The organism is Thainema salinarum CENA647 (assembly GCF_057732415.1).
In genome coordinates, this window is record NZ_JBYJZJ010000022.1 from 315,965 (window position 1) to 337,216 (window position 21,252).

At 48.7% G+C, this 21,252-nt stretch carries 23 protein-coding genes, 1 tRNA gene and 1 other annotated feature; of the genes, 8 read left to right on the plus strand and 16 right to left on the minus strand.

Translation table 11 applies throughout. The annotated features are described in order from the left end of the window. Positions 1-70: 70 nt before the first annotated feature. Both AC286M_RS08245 and AC286M_RS08250 read left to right on the plus strand, forming a co-directional pair. Entirely contained in the window at positions 71-814 is a 744-nt protein-coding gene (locus AC286M_RS08245) for a glycosyltransferase family 4 protein (RefSeq protein ID WP_488203916.1), read from the plus strand. A gap of 50 nt (positions 815-864) precedes the next feature. Beyond that, entirely contained in the window at positions 865-1,653 is a 789-nt protein-coding gene (locus AC286M_RS08250) for a WecB/TagA/CpsF family glycosyltransferase (RefSeq protein ID WP_488203917.1), read from the plus strand. An 83-nt stretch (positions 1,654-1,736) separates the two neighbouring features. Here the strand turns inward: AC286M_RS08250 and cysE are convergent, their stop codons facing one another. Both cysE and AC286M_RS08260 read right to left on the minus strand, forming a co-directional pair. Then, the gene (gene cysE / locus AC286M_RS08255) at positions 1,737-2,462 is read right to left on the minus strand and encodes a serine O-acetyltransferase (protein WP_488208821.1); all 726 of its coding nucleotides are present in this window, start codon (positions 2,460-2,462) and stop codon (positions 1,737-1,739) included. Positions 2,463-2,697: 235 nt separating this feature from the next. Continuing rightward, complete coding sequence (locus AC286M_RS08260) at positions 2,698-3,072, minus strand: hypothetical protein (protein ID WP_488203918.1); 375 nt, start codon at positions 3,070-3,072, stop codon at positions 2,698-2,700. 255 nt (positions 3,073-3,327) lie between these two features. Between AC286M_RS08260 and AC286M_RS08265 the strand changes: the two genes are divergently transcribed. From AC286M_RS08265 to AC286M_RS08275, 3 genes are all read left to right on the plus strand, one after another. Beyond that, positions 3,328-3,498 (plus strand): hypothetical protein, encoded by a 171-nt coding sequence (locus AC286M_RS08265; RefSeq protein WP_488203919.1) that lies wholly within the window; start codon positions 3,328-3,330, stop codon positions 3,496-3,498. A gap of 91 nt (positions 3,499-3,589) precedes the next feature. Next, a complete protein-coding gene (locus AC286M_RS08270; protein WP_488203920.1) occupies positions 3,590-4,081 on the plus strand; it encodes a helix-turn-helix domain-containing protein in 492 nt (163 codons plus the stop codon). Further along, positions 4,033-4,620 (plus strand): transposase, encoded by a 588-nt coding sequence (locus AC286M_RS08275; protein ID WP_488203438.1) that lies wholly within the window; start codon positions 4,033-4,035, stop codon positions 4,618-4,620. The genes AC286M_RS08270 and AC286M_RS08275 overlap by 49 nt, the downstream gene beginning before the upstream one ends. A 325-nt stretch (positions 4,621-4,945) precedes the next feature. On the opposite strand, the gene rplL is transcribed toward AC286M_RS08275, so the two are convergent. From rplL to rplS, 8 genes are all read right to left on the minus strand, one after another. Next, on the minus strand, positions 4,946-5,341 hold the full coding sequence (gene rplL, locus AC286M_RS08280; protein ID WP_488203921.1) for a 50S ribosomal protein L7/L12: 396 nt from the start codon (positions 5,339-5,341) through the stop codon (positions 4,946-4,948). A 110-nt stretch (positions 5,342-5,451) separates the two neighbouring features. Further along, the gene (gene rplJ / locus AC286M_RS08285) at positions 5,452-5,988 is read right to left on the minus strand and encodes a 50S ribosomal protein L10 (protein ID WP_488203922.1); all 537 of its coding nucleotides are present in this window, start codon (positions 5,986-5,988) and stop codon (positions 5,452-5,454) included. A gap of 49 nt (positions 5,989-6,037) precedes the next feature. Further along, positions 6,038-6,191, minus strand: a sequence feature (ribosomal protein L10 leader region). A 76-nt stretch (positions 6,192-6,267) separates the two neighbouring features. Next, complete coding sequence (gene rplA, locus AC286M_RS08290) at positions 6,268-6,984, minus strand: 50S ribosomal protein L1 (protein ID WP_488203923.1); 717 nt, start codon at positions 6,982-6,984, stop codon at positions 6,268-6,270. A 152-nt stretch (positions 6,985-7,136) separates the two neighbouring features. Further along, positions 7,137-7,562, minus strand: a complete 426-nt coding sequence (gene rplK, locus AC286M_RS08295; RefSeq protein WP_488203924.1) for a 50S ribosomal protein L11 — start codon at positions 7,560-7,562, stop codon at positions 7,137-7,139. Positions 7,563-7,565: 3 nt separating this feature from the next. After that, the gene (gene nusG / locus AC286M_RS08300; protein ID WP_488203925.1) at positions 7,566-8,252 is read right to left on the minus strand and encodes a transcription termination/antitermination protein NusG; all 687 of its coding nucleotides are present in this window, start codon (positions 8,250-8,252) and stop codon (positions 7,566-7,568) included. Then, positions 8,253-8,525, minus strand: coding sequence for a preprotein translocase subunit SecE (gene secE, locus AC286M_RS08305; protein ID WP_488203926.1), 273 nt, complete (start codon positions 8,523-8,525; stop codon positions 8,253-8,255). Positions 8,526-8,725: 200 nt separating this feature from the next. After that, positions 8,726-8,798 (minus strand) — tRNA-Trp (locus AC286M_RS08310). Between the two features lie 124 nt (positions 8,799-8,922). Then, on the minus strand, positions 8,923-9,285 hold the full coding sequence (gene rplS / locus AC286M_RS08315) for a 50S ribosomal protein L19 (RefSeq protein WP_488203927.1): 363 nt from the start codon (positions 9,283-9,285) through the stop codon (positions 8,923-8,925). A 310-nt stretch (positions 9,286-9,595) separates the two neighbouring features. Between rplS and map the strand changes: the two genes are divergently transcribed. Both map and AC286M_RS08325 read left to right on the plus strand, forming a co-directional pair. After that, complete coding sequence (gene map, locus AC286M_RS08320) at positions 9,596-10,423, plus strand: type I methionyl aminopeptidase (protein WP_488203928.1); 828 nt, start codon at positions 9,596-9,598, stop codon at positions 10,421-10,423. 217 nt (positions 10,424-10,640) lie between these two features. Beyond that, positions 10,641-11,489, plus strand: coding sequence for a DUF4870 domain-containing protein (locus AC286M_RS08325; RefSeq protein WP_488203929.1), 849 nt, complete (start codon positions 10,641-10,643; stop codon positions 11,487-11,489). Between the two features lie 245 nt (positions 11,490-11,734). Here the strand turns inward: AC286M_RS08325 and AC286M_RS08330 are convergent, their stop codons facing one another. The 5 genes from AC286M_RS08330 to AC286M_RS08350 all read right to left on the minus strand — a co-directional run bounded on the left by AC286M_RS08330 (position 11,735) and on the right by AC286M_RS08350 (position 18,384). Beyond that, positions 11,735-12,292, minus strand: coding sequence for a putative outer membrane beta-barrel protein (locus AC286M_RS08330; RefSeq protein WP_488203930.1), 558 nt, complete (start codon positions 12,290-12,292; stop codon positions 11,735-11,737). Positions 12,293-12,804: 512 nt separating this feature from the next. After that, complete coding sequence (locus tag AC286M_RS08335) at positions 12,805-13,497, minus strand: NUDIX hydrolase (RefSeq protein WP_488203931.1); 693 nt, start codon at positions 13,495-13,497, stop codon at positions 12,805-12,807. Positions 13,498-13,631: 134 nt separating this feature from the next. Further along, complete coding sequence (locus tag AC286M_RS08340; RefSeq protein ID WP_488208822.1) at positions 13,632-15,842, minus strand: PAS domain S-box protein; 2,211 nt, start codon at positions 15,840-15,842, stop codon at positions 13,632-13,634. Beyond that, positions 15,782-16,657 (minus strand): PAS domain-containing protein, encoded by an 876-nt coding sequence (locus tag AC286M_RS08345; RefSeq protein ID WP_488203932.1) that lies wholly within the window; start codon positions 16,655-16,657, stop codon positions 15,782-15,784. Before AC286M_RS08345 ends, AC286M_RS08340 begins: the two co-directional genes overlap by 61 nt. 206 nt (positions 16,658-16,863) lie before the next feature. Then, entirely contained in the window at positions 16,864-18,384 is a 1,521-nt protein-coding gene (locus AC286M_RS08350) for a GAF domain-containing sensor histidine kinase (RefSeq protein WP_488203933.1), read from the minus strand. 449 nt (positions 18,385-18,833) lie between these two features. On the opposite strand from AC286M_RS08350, the gene AC286M_RS08355 reads away from it, so the two are divergent. Further along, positions 18,834-19,208 (plus strand): hypothetical protein, encoded by a 375-nt coding sequence (locus tag AC286M_RS08355; RefSeq protein ID WP_488203934.1) that lies wholly within the window; start codon positions 18,834-18,836, stop codon positions 19,206-19,208. An 84-nt stretch (positions 19,209-19,292) separates the two neighbouring features. Here the strand turns inward: AC286M_RS08355 and AC286M_RS08360 are convergent, their stop codons facing one another. After that, positions 19,293-20,759 (minus strand): lysophospholipid acyltransferase family protein, encoded by a 1,467-nt coding sequence (locus tag AC286M_RS08360; protein ID WP_488203935.1) that lies wholly within the window; start codon positions 20,757-20,759, stop codon positions 19,293-19,295. Positions 20,760-21,252 lie beyond the last annotated feature (493 nt).

The window sequence follows — 21,252 nt, forward strand, 5'->3', positions numbered from 1 at the left end:
TCACACCGTGGTTGTTCATTCTAGTTTTTATAACTTTCCTGGTATTTTTTCGCCGATTATAAAATACTTAATGCGTTCTCGACCTCAGCAACAGCGTTGGTTTGTGGATGTGCGAGATGTATTGCTACCAGCTCAACAAATGCATCATCTGCTAGCTTATGACGGCATCATTGCCTGCTCTGAAAACGTGGGCCAGCGTTTGATTCACAATGGTATTCCTCAGCAGAGAGTAACTCAGATTCCAATTTTGCAAGAGCCTTTACATATTGATCCTCAAACAGCTCAAGCTGCGATCGCAAAGTTAGGTTTAAGCGAGCAAAAATATGTACTTTATGTCGGTATGGTCAAAGAAATCAAAGCCGTTGATGTACTGTTAGAAGCATTTACCAACTTTGTTTATCCCAAACGTCCTGATATTGTGCTGGTGGTAGCAGGCTATCTTAAAACTGGGAATCCTCGCATGGCTGAACTTTTGTGTGCATCGGGTGTGCGCTACATTGGCAACCAAACCAGAGAAGTCGTGCATTGTTTAATGTGGGGCGCACAGCTTTGCGTTAATTTATCACCCAATGAAGCACTCTCGCGCTCTAGCCTCGAAGCGCTAGCATTAAAGCGTCCAACCTTGTTGCCACCCAATATCCCAGAATTTGAGCAATATTGTCCCGAATTTGTCGTCGGAACTCGTGATCCTAAAGCTGTTGCTGATCGCATCATGCAAGCATTAGACAGTCCAACTGTACCCAACTATCCCATTGAACATCACTATCCAGAACAGGTCATTGCACAGTATGACCAGCTCTTTCACTCACTCTGAAACTGGTTTGGATCAGTAGATTTTGGTTAATAAATGCAGTACAAATGCCCGTGGATGCTCAACCTAACATTCAATCCTGTTCTCGCACTATTTTAGGCAGCCAGATAGATGCTACGTCATATGAAGATGCTTGCGATCGCATTTTTATCTGGGCACAGGAGCGAAGATCCTGCTACATTGTGGCGGCCAATGTGCATGTGGTGATGACGGCATATTGGCAGCCTGCCTATCGGCAAATTTTGAATCAGGCGATTTTAGTGACGCCAGACGGAATGCCGTTGGTGTTGGGGTTACGGCTGTTGGGGGTATCGAACCAAACGCGAGTCTATGGGCCGGATCTGATGCTAGCCTGGTGCGATCGCGCTTCTCGGTATGGTTTGCCGATTTACCTGTACGGTGGCACGGAATCTACGCTGGAAAAACTTCAGCGGGATTTGCAGCAGCAGTTTCCTCAACTTGCGATCGCAGGTGCTTACTCTCCACCCTTTCGCACCTTAACGCCAGAGGAAGAGGCAGTCGATATTAAACGGATTCACGCTTCTGGTGCTGCTGTTGTATTTGTCGGACTGGGCTGTCCAAAGCAAGAAGAATGGATGAATCGGCAGCAGGGTAAGCTCAATGCAGTGATGATTGGCGTTGGTGCTGCATTTGCCTTTCACAGCGGAGAAGTGTCTCAGGCTCCCCGCTGGATGATGCGGCTCAGCTTGGAATGGCTATATCGTCTAGCGGCTGAACCCCGTCGGCTCTGGAAACGCTACCTGATCAATAATCCTGCTTTTGTCGTGCTCTTTAGCCTACAGGTGCTTAAGCATCGCTGGCAACGGCTTTTTCATCAGTAAACACAAAGTGAGGCAGTTTACCCACCTCACCTTATGAATTTGAGATAAATTTGGCAGTTTTTGCGATCGCAACTGATCGTAATTTATAGACCAGAACCATCTAAAAACTCGTTGATCACCTTGTCACGCAGTTTGCAACTTTCGGCTGCGGAAATATGGGCATGAACCGCGATAGGCTGACGGCTCAGTTCTTCAACCTGTTTTTCTAGAGACTCAATGCGATCCACCAAAGCGCGGATGACCTGGGCCTCTGAATCCGGTAAGCGATTGTGTTCTAGAGGATCAACCCGTTCTCCAGAGCGGTAGACAATCCGACCGGGTACACCGACAACGGTGCAATCGGACGGTACATCTCGTAGAACAACTGATCCAGCACCGATTCGCACATTGTTGCCGATCAGAAGGTTGCCGAGTACTTTTGCACCCGCACCGACTACAACGTTTTCACCGAGAGTGGGGTGACGCTTGCCGGATTCTTTGCCCGTACCGCCGAGGGTGACGCCCTGATAAATTAAGCAGTAGTTGCCAATGATGGCAGTTTCACCTACCACCACGCCCATGCCGTGATCGATGAAAACGCCCTGCCCAATCTGAGCGCCCGGATGAATTTCAATTCCGGTAATAAAGCGGCTGATGTGGGAGATGAGGCGTGGCAGAAACGGTAACCCAATGTGCCAAAGCCAATGCGCCAAACGATGAAATAACAGCGCTTGCAGGCCAGGATAGCAAAATAAAACTTCTAGCCAGTTTCGAGCTGCCGGATCTCGCTCAAAGATAATTTGAAAATCTTCACGTAGCGTCTTTAGCACCTGGGCATCCCCCTGTTTGGTCAGACAAACCACTATTTATCTTAACGTTGACCCGTAACAAGTTGACGACCCATTTGCGGGGGATTTTGAGATCAAGTTTTACTCTTGAATGGTTAATACGTAATCATACCGTTGACCTTGTTCAACCGAGCCAACCCAAACTTGATAGGTACCTGCTGCCCAATCTTGATCCTGAAGAGTAATGCCGTTATGACCCTGCCGGGGATGACTGCTGCTACAGCGGATCGTTGTCTCGTTTGGTCACTTGAATCAGCAGCGTCATCGCATTTCCGCGACTATCAACTTGAACGGTAAGCTGATTAAATGGGGCTTCCAGTTGGAAAACGTGATCGGGCGTTGAGGCAGCATAGCCTAAGCAAAAATTGCCGTGACGATCTTGATTTGCGATCGCGGGTAGAGAAAACGATCCACGCGTAAATCCTCGCATACGGGCTTGGTTATGCTCAAAACCCGGTGCCAGAGAAATTGCGCTAAAGTTGGCCTGCTGTGCAAGGCTTGATCCAGCAATGATGCTAACCATTGCCAAGCAAAGCCCAATGGCCAGTGGCTTGATGGCTGATGATGCATAGCTTAACGGGCGGGTTCTCATGTTCCTGTCTACTAACATGTTCAGTCCAATTCTGATTACAATATGCGATCGCTGTTTAAGTGATTATGTGATGACTTAAGTTGAAGAGATTTAGCTTAAATATGATTGATATAAATTTGTATATAGATGGCAACGGATGCTTTTGGTTTTGTTCTGCTCAATAAAGACACAGTTCGAACGGTAAAAGTTCCGCATCCGTTTAAATATTGTTATAGTTCTTTTCGTGATTCTCTATTCTCTTGATCAGCTTGCCCTATGTATGCGATCGCTCCCATCGTGCTTCTGCTCATTTTCCTCCTGTTGAGCCTGATGATCACTGAAACCTTGGCCTACATTCCGCTAGGGATGATCTATCATCTGCATCTACCACGGTGGATTGGGCTCGGTATCCTAGTGGTTTTATTTACCTGGTTGATTGGCGATTAGCAATGAAGGTAACTCGCATACAGCAATCACAAATAGGTAATGAACGAGGGAGAATAGAATAAAGAGTTATCCTCACCGAAGTAAATCAGCCATGACCTCCCTGGAAGAATTTATCCAAAGTAATTCCTCTGCCCAAGAACTGAAACGCGCCTTGGCCGTGCAACTGCACCAGAGAGGTCAAAGCTATCGGGCGATCCGAGATATCCTACAGGTTTCTCTGGGATTTATTAGTGCGAGTCACCAGCGCTATGAAGAGCGAGGAGTCGAGGGACTGAAATCCCACTACTGGGGCACCCAAGGCTATTTAAGCGCCGAGCAGAAACAGGACATCTTTGAGTGGTTGCAGCAGAAAAACTGGTGGACACTAGAGGAGCTTGTTGAGCAGATTGAAGAGCGCTATGGAGTGCTCTATCGCTCAGCCCAAAGCTATACCCAACTGCTCAAAGACGCAGGGTTTAGCTGGAAGAAATCCCACTCGGTGCATCCGGGCCAAGAGGAGGCCAAAGTCGAGGCAAAAAAGCCGAGATTCAACAGTTGCTGGTCCAGTGGCGAGCCGAGATCGCCAGTGGGCAGGTGCGAGTGATGTTTCTCGATGAGTGCCATCTGCTCTGGGGAGACCTCCGTGGATATGGATGGAGTCGGCGCAATCAGCGAGTGGACATCCCCATTGCCTCCATTCGAGAGCGGCAGACCTACTATGGAGCCTTGGACTATTTGAGCAAGAGCTTTGTTATTCATGAGTATGAGGCAGGCAATCAGCACAATACCGTGGCCTTTCTGAAGTATCTTCAATCTCAGTATGATGAGTCCACTCGCTTTTTCATCATCTGGGATGGAGCCAGCTACCACCGTTCCAAGGTGGTTCGCAACTACCTGAGTCAACAGAATCATGGTACTCGAGAGCAGCACTGGAAACTCACTTGCATTCAGCTTGCGCCTAATGCACCCGAGCAAAATCCGGTCGAAGATGTTTGGTTACAGGCCAAGCGATTTAGTCGTAAATTTGCCCGCTTGTGCCACTCCTTTCGCTCGGTCAAACTCCTCTTTTATCTGGCGACTCATCTGCAAACCTTCATCTTTGAGAAAGCCTTCATGTATGGTTACTGTTCATGTCCTGTTTGAGATTGCTGTAGTCGGCAATCTGTTTTGGGCTCTGACCTGCAATTGACTGTAAGAACTTTCTAATTGTGCGATCTAGCTGTGCGATCGCATGTCGCGATTGATAGGTGAAATCTTGCCTTGAAGCTAAAAAGCGCTCCCGTAGAAGCGCTTTTTAGCTGAAATCCGCTCATAGAACCAGTTTTTTATTTTTTGTGAAAGTTATGCATAGCATGACCTTCACAAAAAATAGTTCGAGTTCTTTTTAGTCGGATTCGGTACTATTCATTTGGGAGGCGCTTTGTAAGCGCCTAACCTTCTAGTAATTGGCAAATAATTGGCAACTGCCTTACTTAACAGAAACCTTTGCACCAGCTTCTTCGAGCTGCTTCTTAGCATCTTCGGCTGCTTCTTTCGCAATAGCCTCTTTGATAGGCTTAGGTGCAGATTCGACAACTTCCTTCGCTTCTTTCAGACCTAATCCGGTTAGGTTGCGGACAACCTTCAGGATAGCGATCTTCTTGTCAGCCGGAACTTCTTCCAGAATAACGTCGAATTCAGTTTTCTCTTCTTCAGCTTCAGCTTCGCCACCGCCAGCAGCACCCGGAGCCATCATCATCATGCCGCCAGCCGGAGCCGCAGCACTTACACCAAAGGCTTCTTCAATTTGCTTAACCAGCTCAGAAGCCTCAAGCAGAGTCAAAGACTTAAGCTGCTCTAGAATTTTGTCAGTTGCTTCAGACATGAAATCTCTCCTGATAAATTACAAAAGCGTCACAAACAAACCAGTCAAATTTTTGTATGGAGCGTCCATTTTGTACTGCTCAGTACTGAGGAATCGCTTGCCGTACTTGCTTACGCAGCATCTTGCTGATCTTGCTCGGATACCGCTTTGATACCCCGCGCAATAGAAGCCGGAACTTCGTTGATGCCAACAGCCAGCTTGGTGGCAACCGCATTGAGCGCACCAGCAATCTGAGCGATGAGTTCTTCCTTCGATGGCAGATCGCCGATGGCCTTTACTTCAGCATCTGACAGAACTCGTCCATCCATGACGCCACCGCGCAGCACCGTTTTCTTAGATGCTTTTTGAAATGCCTGATATGCCTTAACTGCACCGCTTAAGTCATCTTTTGCGAGCAAGAAAGCAGATGACTCTTTCAAAAACTCTTGGATGGGTTGCCAATTGTCGTCACCCTCTACTGCAATCCGCATCAGAGTGTTTTTGGTGACTTTGCAAGTCGCATCAACTTCCCGCAGACGATTTCTGAGATCAGAAATTTCCGCTACAGAAAGTCCTTTGAAGTCAATCACAACGGCGAGCTGGGTTTCACTCAAAGACTGTTTGAGGTCTGCCACAATTGCCTTTTTGTTCTCTAGTGTTCTGCCCATTCCGAGTTCACCTCCTTTCCGGGACTAAACGACTAGCCTGGATACCACAGTGCTAAAGCAAAAAGCTCTAGCATTTGGCCAGAGCTTTTGAGATAGGAATAGTCACAATTTCACAACAACTATCTCCTAATTAATCTCAAAAAACCTCGGCAGGATATTAAGCGTTGCGCTCCTGCTGTCTCTGGCTTTTTATTTAACTGTGGTAAAACTTGTTTCTCTAGATCCTCCTCAGCGATCAAGCTGAGTTGTGAACGATAAAATCTGTAACTGCGATCGCACTTAAGCAGCTTCTGCCAGCTTCAGATCGCGCAACGCACTGATATCCACTTGGATAGAAGGTCCCATTGTGGACGAAATGTAAATACTGCGCCAATAGCGACCTTTCGCACCAGATGGACGGTTGCGGTCAATCGTTTCCTGCAAAGCCTTCAAGTTAGTTAGCAGGTCTTCCGCTGAGAACGACGCCTTACCAAACATAACATGAACAATACCGGTTCGGTCAGCCCGGAACTCTAATTTACCCGCTTTGAAGTCCTGAATGGCTTGAGCCAAGTCAGCGGTAACCGTGCCGCCTTTGGGCGATGGCATCAAACCCTTAGGGCCAAGCATCCGACCTAGTTTTGCCACCTGAGGCATCATGTCAGGTGTGGCAATTAGAACGTCAAAGTCCATCATGCCCTTTTGAATATCTGCAATTAGTTCTTCTGAACCATAGATATCTGCGCCGCCTTCAGCCGCCTCTGATACCTTTTCACCACGAGCAATCACAGCTACGCGTACGGTTTGTCCGGTTCCTTTCGGCAGTGCCACCGTTGTGCGGAGCTGTTGATCGGTGTACTTGGGATCAATACCAAGGCGAATGTGCGCTTCTGCAGATTCTGGAAACTTTGCCGTTGCAGTCTCTTTCAGCAACTGAAGTGCTTCTAAGGGGTCATAAGGCCGATCTTCGACCTTTTTGAGTAGTGTTTGTAGTCTTCGAGAAACTCTCTTAGTCATTTAGATCTCCTGGGGTACTGACGAAGCTAGGCTTCTCCCCCTCAATCAGGGTTTACAGTTTAGGGCAATTCAAAAAATATGCTGTCACGGATACTAGATGTGCGATCGCAACTCGCCATATTACTCAGTATCCCGACATTCACGGTGCAAAATTAGTCAGCAACCGTAACGCCCATATTACGAGCCGTACCTTCAATAATCTTGATGGCTGCATCAACATCATTCGCATTCAAATCCGGCATCTTGGTTTCTGCAATCTCACGTAGCTGGGCCCGAGTAATAGAGCCAACCTTTTGACGATTGGGTTCACCCGAACCTCTATCAATACCGATCGCTTTCTTGATCAATACCGACGCAGGTGGTGTCTTAAGAACGAACGTAAAGCTGCGATCTTCGAAAACCGAAATTTCTACCGGAATGACTAAACCTGTCTTGTCAGCAGTCTTCGCGTTGTATTCCTTGCAGAACTGCATAATGTTAACGCCATGTTGACCCAGCGCTGGGCCAATCGGAGGCGCAGGATTTGCTTTTCCTGCGTCGATGGCTAACTTAATTAATGCAACAACTTTCTTTGCCATCTACTAGCTCTCTTTCTGAACTTGATTAAACTCCAATTCCACAGGGGTATCGCGGCCAAAGATAGACAGCAGTGCCTTCAACTTGCTCCGTTCTGGGCTGACTTCTATCACCTCACCCTCAAAGTCCTTGAATGGGCCAGACAAAACCGTAATCTTGTCACCAGTAGCCATATCGACTTTTACAACAGGCTTCTGCTCTTCGGCTTGCTTGAAGATTCGCTCTACTTCTGCACGACTGAGGGGTAGAGGTTGTACATGGCCACGTCCCCGTCCTCCGCCAGTCCGAGGGCGACGTTCTGAACCCACAAAGTTAATGACGTTTGGCGTATTTTTAATCGTCTGCCAAGCCTCATCGTCCATCTTCCAGCCATCTACGGCGGTATCACGGACAAGCTGCAGCTGGACGAGTACATAACCCGGAAACACTTTTTCAGTTGATTCCTTGGGACGACCAGACTTTTGTGGTTTTAAAACAGGAGTTTCAGGAATCTCGATTCTGAGAATGCGATCAGCAACATCAAGCGTTTGAATACGCTGCTCCAAATTGAGCTTGACTCGCTTTTCACAGCCTGATGCAACCTGAACTGCATACCAGCGCTTCGGACCCATCGCTTCAGAGGGCGAATCCGACTGCTCATCCTCTGCATCATGCAGCGTCGCGTCGTATTGTTCATCTGATGCGAAACTCATTTATAACCCCTGAGTACCATTAAAAATCTGCGCGGCAGCCCAGCCAAAAAAGTTATCTACTAAATAGATCAAAGCTGCTGAGAGTGTCACCATCAAAATGACAGCGACTGATTCGCTGGCAAGCTGCTGGCGTCCTGGCCAAACAACTTTGTCTAACTCTTCTTTTGTGCCTTTCAGAAAGTCCGCAACACCAAGACCACCAGTGCTACCTGAAGTATCTTGCTTTTCCTTTGCTTTCGTTTTGGCTTCTTTTTTTGTGTCTTCTTCTGCCACAGCTAACAGAAACCCCTGCTACTAAACCTTAAAATTTGAGCCTATTCCTAATACCGGCTTATGCACACCATTAGGCAAATTGCTGCTTGTCGATAAGGCTATGAGAAGGAAGACAGACAACAAGCCTACCCGAAAGTCTAAGCAGCAGTCATAAAATTGCTAACTTAAGCTTTCGGGTAGAGCCTATTTGCCTACTTCAGCGCGCCCTGGAGGACTCGAACCCCCGACATCAGGTTTTGGAGACCCGCGTTCTACCAACTGAACTAAGGACGCACGAACAGCAATTCGAGAAGTATACCGAATTACTATTTTGCTACTTCTAGATACCTGTCGTCAACCAGGATTTTTGGTTAGACCGTTTGATATCTGCGAAGACCTCTCAAATCAACCACTCGCTCTAGAGCGGGCGATCAAAACGCTGCTTCAGACGAGTAGCCTTACCAACTCGGTCACGCAGGTAGTATAGCTTAGCTCGACGTGCTTTGCCTCGGCGTAGCACTTTAATATCAGCAACACGAGGGGAATGAAGTAGAAAAACCCGCTCAACCCCGACGCCTTGAAAGATGCGACGAACAGTGATGGTTTCATTAGCCCCACCATTGCGCATAGCAATCACTGTGCCTTCATAAGGTTGGACGCGCTCTTTTCCTCCCTCTCGGATCCGAACACCGACGCGAACGGTATCCCCAACGTGAATGATGGGGAGATCGTCTTTGAGCTGTTCTGCCTCGATGGAGGCAATAATCTCCTGAGCGTTCATAAAAACAGCCTCCAAAATACACAGTCTACTAATATACCTTAGAAAAGCCGAGATCTGAACTGTCTCTTAAGTTAAATTTGCGGATGTACGAATACTGCTAACAGAATGCTTCAGTGCTCTTGAACGATTTAAGGGGCGACGGATGGTTAGGGAACACGCTAATCTAGTAGTCATAGCTGAATTTTGACTGAGTTTTTTGGGTTGTTGATCGCTTTGATTCGCTTTATGCCGCGCGTTCTCTATCGTGCGTTGGTATTCCGGTGAGTGCGCGTTGTTCGATCCTGTCTTTATGAATTGATCTACGAGATCTATGAATATTTTTTCCAATATCTTGCCTAAGACAATGCCGTTATCTGCCGCGCGCAAGCGATTTCGCGGTGTTGAAGTTAAAACCGCAGCCGAAATTGAGATCATGCGTCAGGCATCTCGGATTGTGGCGACGGTTTTGAAGGAGATTGCAGAGCGGGTTGAGCCGGGGCTAACAACGCAGGATTTGGATGCCTATGCTGAGCGGCGGATTCGAGAAATGGGGGCAACTCCCAGTTTCAAGGGCTATCACGGCTTCCCTGGTTCAATTTGTTCCTGCATCAATGATGAAGTTGTACACGGTATTCCCAGTCCGAAAAAGAAAATTCGCCGAGGTGATGTGCTCAAGATCGATACGGGCGCTTATTTTGAGGGATTTCACGGTGATTCCTGCATCACGATTGCAGTTGGACGCGTGACGCCTGAGGCTGAGCGGTTGATCCATACGGCTGAGCAGGCGCTGTATCAAGGCATCGCACAGGTGAAAGCTGGAAATTATCTGATGGATATCGCTGGTGCGGTTGAGGATTACGTTAACGCCAATGGCTACAGTGTCGTTGAAGATTTTACAGGTCACGGAGTAGGACGTAATCTGCATGAAGCGCCTTCGGTCTTTAACGTTCGCACTAACACAATGCCCAACGTGAAGCTGAAAGCAGGTATGACGTTGGCGATTGAACCGATTTTGAATGCTGGCTCGAAATATACTCGGACACTGCGCGATCGCTGGACGGTGGTGACGGTTGATCGCTCTCTCTCGGCTCAGTTTGAGCATACGGTGTTGGTGACAGAGGAGGGCTACGAGATTTTGACGGATCGGACGAAGGTTTAGTGTGGCGTGTAACGGTTGGAAAAGAAACAGAGTGAGGGAGAAGAGGGAGAAAAGGATTCTCCTCGCAGTGGTCGTCTCTCGCATTAGCAGTTAGGAATGGGGATCATCAAAGATTATCTGGTGCTGTGATGAGGCTCTTTAGACGCCGCTGAGTTTGGGAATTATGTCTGTAGAGGGTGAATCTACGTTTAACTAGCCATCTACGCATTACGGTGTCATGTCACAGGCCAATTTAGTTGAGCAAGCAAAGCGGGGAGATGCGATCGCAATTGCGGCGTTAATTACGCGATCGCTGCAGTCGCAGCAGATTCGAGCGCGTGCTCAGCAGCGGGGACACGGCATGCTACAGATTGTTCTGGAAGCAGCAGTTCCTCCCGAACGAAGCCAAATTCTGCCAGTCGTGCAAAAAGGCATGGTGAAACTATCGCCACCTTCGATCCAAACCGTCCATGTTTCTGGTTGGCAGAGTGGGCAATCGGCTCCGGCTTGGACAACGGAGTTTAAGCTGCCTCGTCGGGAGGATACTACCTCTACTCCAGAGTTTGTTTCGACTGGGGCTGATGCCACATATCGTGGCTCAACAAGAACTCCAAGCAGCCCTAAACAAGACAGCAACATGCAGCGGGTGATGGCGCGGGATACGACTTGGGCCATGCTGTGTCATCTAGCCGCGCTGCTGCCCTATTTGGTTACGCTCGGCGATGCCGCCTCTGGCGGATTACTGACGGTCATGCTTGGCCCGAGCACGATGATCGTGCCGATTGTGGTGCCGTTACTGGTTTTGCTGCTGAAGGGAGATGACTCGGAGCTAACTCGGGCACATGCGCGCGAAGCACTTAATTTTCGCCTGTCAATGCTGCTCTATTGGGTGGCGTGGATTGGGTTACTAATCCTGTCATTCATTTTGATGGTGATTTTGATTGGGTTTCTCATGCTGGCGATTCTGATTCCACTTGCGATCGCACTTGCCATTTTTGATATTGTCTGTGTGATTTTAGCGTCCGCCAATGCCAACAGTGGTCGCCTGTATCGCTATCCCCTGTGCATTCGCTTTATCAAGCCTTAAACGCATCGTACAGCAAGCATCACGTCATGGATTATGAACTAGACTTTATCGGAAATTGTTTTGTAGCACGGCTCCGCCGCGCTACAAAACAATTTCCAACCCCAAAAACTTTATTTCCAATAAAGTCTACTGAATCTAAGTTCGATATTGGGTAGGGGCGAATTTCGTTGAGCAATCTGCACCGTGTCATAAAGTTGACGGCAAAACCCGCCCCTACAGTTTCCGTCAGATGATTTAGAAAGCGCCTAAAAGCGTACGCCAACGCCTCCTTGAACCGATGCGGCTGTACCACCTTCTTCGTAACCGTCGAAGGCAATTACTGCGTTGCCAAACAAGACCAAGTTCGTGCGCGGCAGCATGTGGTCGATACCGGGCTGGATGATAAACGACGATTTATCCCCGATTGGAGTGGCCTGGGAACCGCTCACAATGGAGAAGCCTGCGCCTAAGTAAACATCAGTTTGCCAATCGAGCGGAATATCCAATGAAGCCGTCGGTGCAACGGCCCAGCTTTCATCAGATAAAAAGACCTGAGAGCGCAACGAAAGCGGAATCTCAAGGAACTTGTAGCGCCCGGCAATTACGGCCCCAAACGCATTGTCCTGACTCGCAAAATCGCCTTCCGTCAAACCAAAAGAAGGCCCAACACCAACGTAGCTACCATAGGCCGCCTGTGCAGAGGCTGGAGTTGCGGTGGTTAGCAGTGTGCCGAAAACCGCGATCGCAGATCCCCCCAAAAGTGCGATCGCGTGTCGAGTTGAATTAGATGCCAAATTCGTGATTTGTTTGAGTCTTATCCCCATGAGTGTTCACTCCTAAATAGGTCGTACAGCGCCTTTGTTGACAATCAACTCGCGATTACTAGTTGTGAACCAGCAATAGGTAATGCGGGATGACTGTATTGACTCAGCGCATCATTCAATCCGTTGCACACCGTAGACTTTGCTAACTATCCAACCAAATGAGTAGATGCCAACAACTTAGCCAAGCTGTTGGAGTGGTTCCAATTGCTCAGGCTTCAAGCCGATTGCATCTACTGACTGCACTGCATTTCAGCGTTCTGAACTCAAACTTTTTCTTTAAACAAATTTTTAAGAAAAAGAACTATTTTGTTGTCACGCGATTTCATCCATGATGCCAATTTCATGAATAGAATTACTCATGGAATTAACTCATCAATAGTGTATGAAACCAAATGCACAAAAACGACTACACGGAGACGTTATATTGCGCGAATAGCTGCACAGAACGCTGCGTGACTCAATTTTAGCCCAAGGTTTCAGCTCCTTAATATTTTGGGCTAAATCGATAAAACCTATAATTCGAAGTTGAATCCCTTTTGCTTGAGCTGCGTATACTTTGCTTCATCGAATCGATACAGCTTGGCTGCCCGATGGGCAACCCCCTGCTGCTTTTCATCCAGTTCAATCAGCAAATCCATCTTGAGAATTTTCTTGCGGAAGTTACGCTTATCCAATGGTTCTTCCAAAACTGTTTCGTAGAGCCGCTGCAGTTCCGTCAGCGTGAACTTGTTGGGCAACAGTTCAAACCCGATTGGCTCATATCTCACTTTGCCTTTGAGCCGCTGGAGCGCCGTCTGCAAAATCGTTTGATGGTCAAATGCCAATGGCGGGAGTGCTTGCACCGGAAACCAAGCTGCTGCACTGGCATCGGTTGCGGCCTGCACAGCATGTTCCACCAAGTTTACAAGTGCGTAGTATGCTACTGAGACGACGCGATCGCCGGGATGACGTTTGGGTTGGCCAAAGGTATAAAGCTGCTCCAGAAAGATATTTTGCAATCCTGTTTCTTCCGCTAGTTCGCGTCGAGCGGCATCTTCTAATGATTCATCAATCCGCACGAACCCACCCGGTAGCGCCCACTGACTTTTGAAGGGTTCCAGATTCCGCTGAATCAGCATGATCTGGAGCTGATAGCGATCGTCAAAACCAAAAATCACACAGTCAACGGCGAGGGCAGGACGCGGAAACTCATAGGTGTAAAGCATACGAAACGGGCTGAATAGCAAGGCTTGTCCGGATCGGATTGTAGCCTAGCACAGCGTTTAGTTCATTTGGTGAGGTAAATTCCCGGTGGGGAATTTACCTCACCAAATGAACTGGAATAAACCACGAGCACAGCTTATGCACCGGGTTGATAGATGGGAATTTGAATGACAAACTCTGTCCCGCTGCCCGGTTCAGAGTAGCAGTCGAGCGAGCCACCATGTTTCTCGGTCACAATTTGGTAGCTGATTGATAGCCCCATGCCTGTACCTTTGCCGATTGGTTTGGTGGTGAAAAATGGATTAAAGATTTGGCTGAGGACGGCAGTCGGAATGCCAATGCCGTTGTCGGCAAAGCGAATCGCGACATGGTCAGACCCCACTTGTTCCGTGGTAATCGTGAGGCTGGGTTGCTCTGTGAGTAAATTGCGATCCAGTGCATCGTCCAGTGCGTCAATGGCGTTGCTGATCAGGTTCATAAACACCTGATTGAGCTGTCCGGCGTAGCATTCGACGAGTGGCAACTCGCCGTAGTTTTGCACAACTTGGATTTCGGCGCGATCGCACTTGGCCTTAATCCGATTGTGTAGGATCATCAGCGTGCTATCAATACCGTCATGGATATTAACGGCTTTCATTTCAGCTTCATCCATGCGCGAGAAGGTGCGCAGTGAGGCGACAATGGCGCGGATGCGCTCGGTGCCCACTTTCATGGAACTCATCAGTTTGGGGAGATCTTCGACCAAAAAGTCCAAATCAATTGCTTCCATTTCATCCACAATGACGGGGACAGGAGCGGGATACTGTTCCTGATAAAGCTGAACCAGCCCCAGTAAATCATGGGTGTATTCGTAGGCATGAGCTAAATTGCCGTAGATGAAGTTGACCGGATTGTTGATTTCATGGGCTACACCCGCCACCAACTGACCGAGGCTGGACATTTTTTCGGCCTGAACCATCTGCGTTTGAGTGCGCTGGAGTTCAGCCATTGCCTGCTCTAGCTCAGCGGCTTTGTTACTCATTTGGGTGTACAGCTCGGCTTGGTTAAGTGCGATCGCAAGTTGTCCCACAATCGCTTCCAAGAATTCCACCTCGTCATCGATCCAGGGCCGCACGGCTTGGCTATGGATACAGGCAATGATGCCAAATTGGCCTGAATTGGCACAGACGGGCAGTACCAGCATGGACTTATTCCCTAACGCCTGTAGAACGTGGCTCACCTCTGGATACGGGCAGTGGGTAACATCATCTAGACGGAGAGTTTCTTGGCTCAGTAGTAAATCGGACAGTGCTCCAAAGGCTTCTACGGGGTGACGACCGACAAAGCTCGGCAAGCCCTCGGCCTGTACTTCACTGGTGATATCCCAGCAGGCTGCTCCCCCATCCTCGATATACCAGGCAAAGTGGCACCGATCGATTTGCAGATAGGCATGAATTTCCTGCACGGTCACTCCCAGTATTTGCTCAAAGTCGAGGGAGTCACGAATGCGATTCGTGAGCTGGTTGAAGAGTTGCTCTCGACAAGCCTGGTTTTGCAGCTGTGCTTCTGCTTGTTTTTGCTCAGTGACATCGACCAAGACCGCTAATGACTGAGTCCTCTGTCCGGCCTCGTTTTGCTCAGAAATGGCAGATAGCAGCACGTCAATGACGTCACCGTTTTTCTTGACGATGCGGTAGTGAACATCCCGACAAGACCCCGCCTGCTGGAGAGAGGGCAGGCCAATTCTGAGGGCATAGTCCCGTGACTCAGCGGTGAGAAAATCGGTCAGCTGACGCCCGATGACTTCGTGGTACTCATAGCCCAACTCGCTCAGCCACAGATCGCTCACATGAATAATTTCTCCCTCGCAGTTGAGGGCATGCATCATGACGGGCGTATTGGTGTAAAGCTGACGATAGCGGGTTTCGCTGTCCTGAAGAGCCGCTTCTGCTAATTTGCGATCGCTAATATCGGTGATTGTGCCAATATAGCCGACCACCGCACCATTCGAATCTTGTTCCGCCACTGCTTGACCATACACCCAGGACACCGAACCATCGTGGCGACGCATCCGATATTCGGCTTGGAACGGCTGATGGGTTTCGACCGCTTGCTGCCACTGAGCCGCTACCCGATCCCGATCGGCTTCATGAATCGTCTCTGTCCAGCCCCAGTCTAGAGCCTCACTAAATAGCAAACCGGCAATTTCACTCAATCGCTGATTGATATAGATGCAGCGACCTGTCGAATCGGTGCGAAAAATTCCGACAGGAGCGGCAGCCGCCAGCGACGCATAGCGCTGTTGGCTCAGGTATAGATCTTCGCGGGCTTGCTTACTTTCGGTGATATCACGGGCAGAGGCATAGATGAGTCCCGCCTCAACATCTGAGGCGGCTGTCCAGGAAAACCAACGATAGGAACCGTTTTTGCAGCGATAACGTTCTCAAAGGCGACGACTTGTTTCCCTTCAGCCAATTGACTGGAGATGGCAACTGTTGTGTCCTGATCATCCGGATGAACAAAGGACAAAACGGGCTCGGCCATCAGCTCTTCGGTGGAGTAGTCCAGTACGACTTCGAATTTGGGGTTGAGCCGCTTGAAGTAGCCGTCAAAACCGGCAACGCACAGCATGTCTGCCGAAAGCTTAAAAAAGCGATCGCGTTCTTTCTCTGCCTGTTCCCGCTGCTGAATTTCCCATTCAAGCTGAGCGATGGTTTGCTGAAGTTCAGCGGTTCGGGCTGTAATGGTCGCTTCTAAATTCTCATTGGCCTCTTGGAGCGCAAGTTCAGCTTGTTTCCGAGCTGTAATCACCTCGTTGGACATGATGATGCCACCCACGTCACCGTTCAGGTCGTACCAGGGTCGCACCTCCCAGCGTACCCAGTCAACCCTGCCATCTTGACGCTCAAACGTTTCCTCTTCACAGCGTTCAACGGCTCCGGCCAGACAGCGCTGATGAACTTGTTTCCATTTTTCGGGAATCTCAGGAAAAATGTCGTAATGATACCGACCAATGATGGCTTGATCTCCTAAGCCGTAGTCTTCAAGCCAACGACGGCTGGTTGCTAAATAGCGTAGCTCTCGATCAAGCATTGCGATCGCAGCGGGCGTATGCTCAATCAGGAGCCGGATATATTCGGGTGAATCAGCAGTTTGATCTGCTTGGTGACACGTATGGTGCATGGAGGATGCTTAGAGATACGGTTTTTAAAGTGCGACATCAAACCCGCTAGCTAGTATTCCCTTTTTCCTAGGGCGCGTCATCAATTAGAGTTAGAAACCTTAAGGAATCAGCCTGACCGCGCCCGTCCCCAATAAATAGGCTAGGGGCTGGAATCCTCATACAAAGGTATTTTCATAGATGATGACAGCCCCTGGCAAAATTGCGCTCAAAGTGATTCTGACTGATGTTGCCGCACCGGAATTTCAATCTCGAACTCAGTTCCCTGCCCCGGTCGTGACCGACAAGACAACCTGCCGCCATGCCGCTCAACGACGATTTGGTGACTAATTGCTAATCCTAACCCCGTGCCCGAGCCAACGGGTTTGGTCGTAAAAAAGGGTTCGAATAAACGCTCCTTGACCTGCGGTGCAATGCCAGAACCATTGTCTTTAATTTGAATAATCGCCGTTTGCGGTGCTTTGACAGATGGCCAAGTAGTTGTGCAAATCTCAATCCAGGCATTGGTTTCAGCATTTCGCTGCTGCCGCTGTAGTAGTAACGCATCCAGCGAATTACTCAGCAAATTCATAAACACCTGGTTGAGCTGGCTGGCATAGCAGTCCACCAGCGGTAGCTCGCTGTAGTTGCGCACAATTTCTACTGCAGCGAGCTTATTTTTGCTGTCAGCCTGGAGGCGATGTTGCAAAATCAACAGCGTGTTTTCTAGCCCTTCATGTAAATCGACAGGCTTCATCTCAGCCTCGTCCAGCCGAGAAAAGTTCCGCAGCGATAGCACTATCTGCCGAATCCGTTCCGTCCCTAGCGCCATAGACTGCAAAACTTTGGGCAAGTCTTCCTGCAAGAAGTCCAGATCAATTTCCTGGAGGAAAGCTTGAATGTCCTCATCAGGATGGGGATACTTCTGCTGATAAAAGTCCACTAGTGATAGTAAATCCTGGCAGTAGTGGCCTACATGGTTCAAATTGCCGTAAATGAAGTTCACAGGGTTATTAATTTCATGGGCCACACCCGCCACAAGCTGCCCCAAACTCGACATCTTTTCTGTTTGAATCAGTTGCGTTTGGGTTTGTTGTAAATCTTTGAGCGCTTGAGTCAGCTGATCGGTTTTTGTCTGCGTAATTTTCAGCAGTTCCGCATGATAGATCGCTACACTGAGCTGATCGGCAATTTGTTGCACCAGTTCAGTTTCAGGTGGCTGCCACTGGCGCGGACTATCACACTGATGAATACACAGCAGTCCCCAAAGATTCGCTCCCTGCAGGAGCGGGACGACAAGGTTCGCTTTGACCTGAAGCTGAGCCAGCAAATCGAGATGACAAGGGCTCAGGTCGTGTGCATAGATATCGCTGATCGCCTGGATTTGTCCGGTGTGATAGGCCGCAACAAACTGTTCACCAAAACAATTGTCCCGCACGGTCGTTGCGATCGCAGATGGATAGTCAGGGGCAACCGCCTCTGAAACAAACTGGCCATCCGTCCCGCCAGCATCTGTAGCAAACTTAAAAACTGTCACCCGATCAGCCCCCAAAAGCTGACGAACTTCAGTGGTTGTCGTGGCGAAAATGGTCTCTAAATCTAGTGACTGACGAATTTTAGATACGATGCGAAAGACCGCTTTTTGCTCAAAGCAAAAGCTAGGATATGCGGCTAGAAGCTGCTGTAGTTGCTCGAATGCAGCCTCGTCTTTGCAGTAGTCTCGAAGTTGTTGTAAGTGCAGGTCAAGCATAATCTAGAGACGAAACAAGCTCCAGGGCTAAACACAGGAATGGAATGCAAATTGCCCATGATGAGAGTGCGGTTAAATTTAGTATTCCCTTATGTTTTCTTTATTTTCTTTGTAAAGATGGGTATTTACATCTCACCCCAAAATCAACAGGGACAGCTTGCCGCTGTGATCTGGCGGTAAACTGTCTCTACCAATCTTCGCTTTGTATGTGCCAGTGCTAACCAAGCTGCCAACTGCAAACCAAATGTTGAAGGTTGCTAAAGGCTCTTCTGTATAAGGCTTTCATAAAGGTTCTTATAAAGGTTCATTTTGGCACTTTAGAGCCAGATTCCAGTAGAGTCCGTCTGGATGTTTGTGATATTTTACACATTTGCCCGCTTCAAAGGCGGCAGAAAGCTAGCATAGATAACGATAGTGCCAAGTTGATTATTTGGCGACGCTAAATCACTATGCAAAACCTAAATCGAGATTTAATACGCATTGTCGGTGGCGGCTGGTTAGCATTCCTCATCGTAGGGCTGTTACTGAGTCGTCTGCTAGCGGTGCCGACTGCTACAGTGCTGATTGATCAAAGCTATTGCAAACCAGCCCAGTGGCAAACTGTTGCCCAGGACTACGCCCAGCTCTATCAGCGGCAGCAACAGCAGCAGCTCCAAATTGAATCGGTGATTGTCTTTAGCGATTTGGGACAAACTGCGATCGCGCCTATACCCACTCCCGCCGACATTCAAACCCTATCCACCTACGGACGGCCTAATCCAGAACGGCAAAAAGAACTTCAGGCTGAATATTCCAACGCAATTTTGCTCAAGTGCCCCAATTGAGGGCTTCTTCGCTTCTTCGCTAACCCATAATTGACCCTAATTTTGTGTTTATAGTTTTGGGTATTGGGTATTACTACGCATTCATCAAATTAAAAGCCCTTCCAGAGCAGCTTGTAAATCCTGCGTGAGTTGTTCAATTGCTTGACGACGGCTCTGGCGATAGGTCGGCCAGCGATCAGAAACTGAGAGTGGTGTTCCCACCCGCATCTTGACCTGCTGCGCACCGAGGGAAGGGCGCGGGAAGGCTTTTTCCCCCTTAATTTGCACTACCATATCCCGCAACAGCATCAGGGTTTCCGCAAATCGATCTGCGCTGGGCTGCTCTTTGACATATTCACCCGTCACGGCAACAAATGTTTCTACAATCCGCATGTGCCACATGCGTAAGCTTGCCTCTTCTGCTACCCGATCCGCAAGTCCTTTTTGTACGGGCGATAGCTGATCGATGGTTTTTAAGTCGTCACGATAAATACGCTCCCATCCCGCTTGTTCCAACCGACGACAGCGGTCAATCATGCTACCTTTCGGCGTGAGCTGAAAGTAATGTTCTGCAACGTGTAAAGCCACATTCAAAAGATTGTTCAGCGTTTCAGCCAGCTGAGCGTTGGGCAAATTCGCAGCAGTGGCTGTGGCCCCAGCCGATTCAGTCGCATCTGCTGAACGACTGGCAGACGAAGAACTGGCTGACAGTGCAGCAGACTCTGGATAATAATCCGCATAAAACTGCTGCATAATGCTAAGCAAATGTTCGCCCAATCCAAACAGCCGCTGGTACAAATCTTGTAGACGGCTTGGAGAAATCTGGTCAGGCTGCGTATGATTCGGTAAAGTGACCGCACTGCGCCTAGGTTGTGCTAGTCCACTATCGCGCTCCAGTTGATTCAATAAGGCTTCAATTGCATCCCAAGGCGGTGTGAGGTAGTGATATTGCAGGCTTAAGGGCAGAATCAAAACCGATTCGGGCCGACTTTGTTTGTGCAAATCTTCAACGCACCAAAATCCCATCTGGGCCACTCCGGGCTCCAGAGGACTAACGATGCCGCTATGGCCGTTATTGCCGCCCTCGGGGGATGCTGCCATCGGAAATTGGCCATTCGCAAATAAATCTCGCGCCGAGCGCAGTCCAGCTCGATCAACTTTTCCCCGCTGAATGGGAATACCGCCTAGCTTTTGATAAATCCAGCCGACAAATTCACCGGCCCATAGAGGAATACCGCGATCGTATAGAAAGTGAGCGTGAGTAGAAGACTGTAGCGGGATATCGTGTTGACGGGCAGCCTGAGGCACTAATGACCACAGCAGATGTGCGATCGCATATGAATCTTCGGGTTTGGGATGACGAAAGGCAATCAAAAACCGAATTTTTTGGGCTTGAAACTGCTGATAGAGTTCTGCCAGCGTCTCAACATTGTCGGCTTGAATATCAACTAGATCCGTACGCAGCTTCATCCACAGCGGCAAGGCAGCTTTAGCAATGTTGAATACCCAAGGCGTAAAATCAGGCGAAATAAACTCCATCGGCGGCTGGGCTTGGGTCAACACATCACGCATAGCCAACTCTCTTCATTAAATAACTGGAAAGAACGTGCCCAATCCGCTGAAGATGCTAGACAAGATGCAGGATCGAAGCATTTCCGTTATAGCGGCTACGACACAATTCGGAAACCGACATTCTAAAGTTGATAAAAATCGTGAAATTTACTCACTCATCGGTAGTGGTATCTGGGTAATGATTTTGCGGACTACCCACTCATCTAGTGAATTCGGTAAGCTGGTCAGCAAATTCACTACTGGCTGGCCTCGTACGTACCCCTGGCTGTTCGCTAAGGATATCCGTAGAAACCCGTAGAATTGCGATCGCAGAAACCGAATTGGGCTGAAGTAACTGAAACCAATATCGCCAAACGCTCAATTCATGAGCTTTATCAGAGATTTAGTGAAACTTTATACAGAAGCAGAAAATCGAGCAATCCTTAAAGTTTAGATAAAATTCTAAGCAAACCGAATTGCCGCTTCTAGACAAACTAGGGTTTAATCGTCGCTA

What these genes read in the sequence shown, in the direction of transcription:
- AC286M_RS08245 (WP_488203916.1), top strand. Translation starts at nt 71, where the DNA reads ATGCGTTCTCGACCTCAGCAACAGCGTTGGTTTGTGGATGTGCGAGAT.
- AC286M_RS08260 (WP_488203918.1), bottom strand. Translation starts at nt 3,072, where the DNA reads ATGAGAACCCGCCCGTTAAGCTATGCATCATCAGCCATCAAGCCACTG.
- AC286M_RS08265 (WP_488203919.1), top strand. Translation starts at nt 3,328, where the DNA reads ATGTATGCGATCGCTCCCATCGTGCTTCTGCTCATTTTCCTCCTGTTG.
- AC286M_RS08270 (WP_488203920.1), top strand. Translation starts at nt 3,590, where the DNA reads ATGACCTCCCTGGAAGAATTTATCCAAAGTAATTCCTCTGCCCAAGAA.
- rplL (WP_488203921.1), bottom strand. Translation starts at nt 5,341, where the DNA reads ATGTCTGAAGCAACTGACAAAATTCTAGAGCAGCTTAAGTCTTTGACT.
- rplJ (WP_488203922.1), bottom strand. Translation starts at nt 5,988, where the DNA reads ATGGGCAGAACACTAGAGAACAAAAAGGCAATTGTGGCAGACCTCAAA.
- rplA (WP_488203923.1), bottom strand. Translation starts at nt 6,984, where the DNA reads ATGACTAAGAGAGTTTCTCGAAGACTACAAACACTACTCAAAAAGGTC.
- rplK (WP_488203924.1), bottom strand. Translation starts at nt 7,562, where the DNA reads ATGGCAAAGAAAGTTGTTGCATTAATTAAGTTAGCCATCGACGCAGGA.
- nusG (WP_488203925.1), bottom strand. Translation starts at nt 8,252, where the DNA reads ATGAGTTTCGCATCAGATGAACAATACGACGCGACGCTGCATGATGCA.
- rplS (WP_488203927.1), bottom strand. Translation starts at nt 9,285, where the DNA reads ATGAACGCTCAGGAGATTATTGCCTCCATCGAGGCAGAACAGCTCAAA.
- map (WP_488203928.1), top strand. Translation starts at nt 9,596, where the DNA reads ATGAATATTTTTTCCAATATCTTGCCTAAGACAATGCCGTTATCTGCC.
- AC286M_RS08325 (WP_488203929.1), top strand. Translation starts at nt 10,641, where the DNA reads ATGTCACAGGCCAATTTAGTTGAGCAAGCAAAGCGGGGAGATGCGATC.
- AC286M_RS08330 (WP_488203930.1), bottom strand. Translation starts at nt 12,292, where the DNA reads ATGGGGATAAGACTCAAACAAATCACGAATTTGGCATCTAATTCAACT.
- AC286M_RS08335 (WP_488203931.1), bottom strand. Translation starts at nt 13,497, where the DNA reads ATGCTTTACACCTATGAGTTTCCGCGTCCTGCCCTCGCCGTTGACTGT.
- AC286M_RS08345 (WP_488203932.1), bottom strand. Translation starts at nt 16,657, where the DNA reads ATGCACCATACGTGTCACCAAGCAGATCAAACTGCTGATTCACCCGAA.
- AC286M_RS08350 (WP_488203933.1), bottom strand. Translation starts at nt 18,384, where the DNA reads ATGCTTGACCTGCACTTACAACAACTTCGAGACTACTGCAAAGACGAG.
- AC286M_RS08355 (WP_488203934.1), top strand. Translation starts at nt 18,834, where the DNA reads ATGCAAAACCTAAATCGAGATTTAATACGCATTGTCGGTGGCGGCTGG.
- AC286M_RS08360 (WP_488203935.1), bottom strand. Translation starts at nt 20,759, where the DNA reads ATGCGTGATGTGTTGACCCAAGCCCAGCCGCCGATGGAGTTTATTTCG.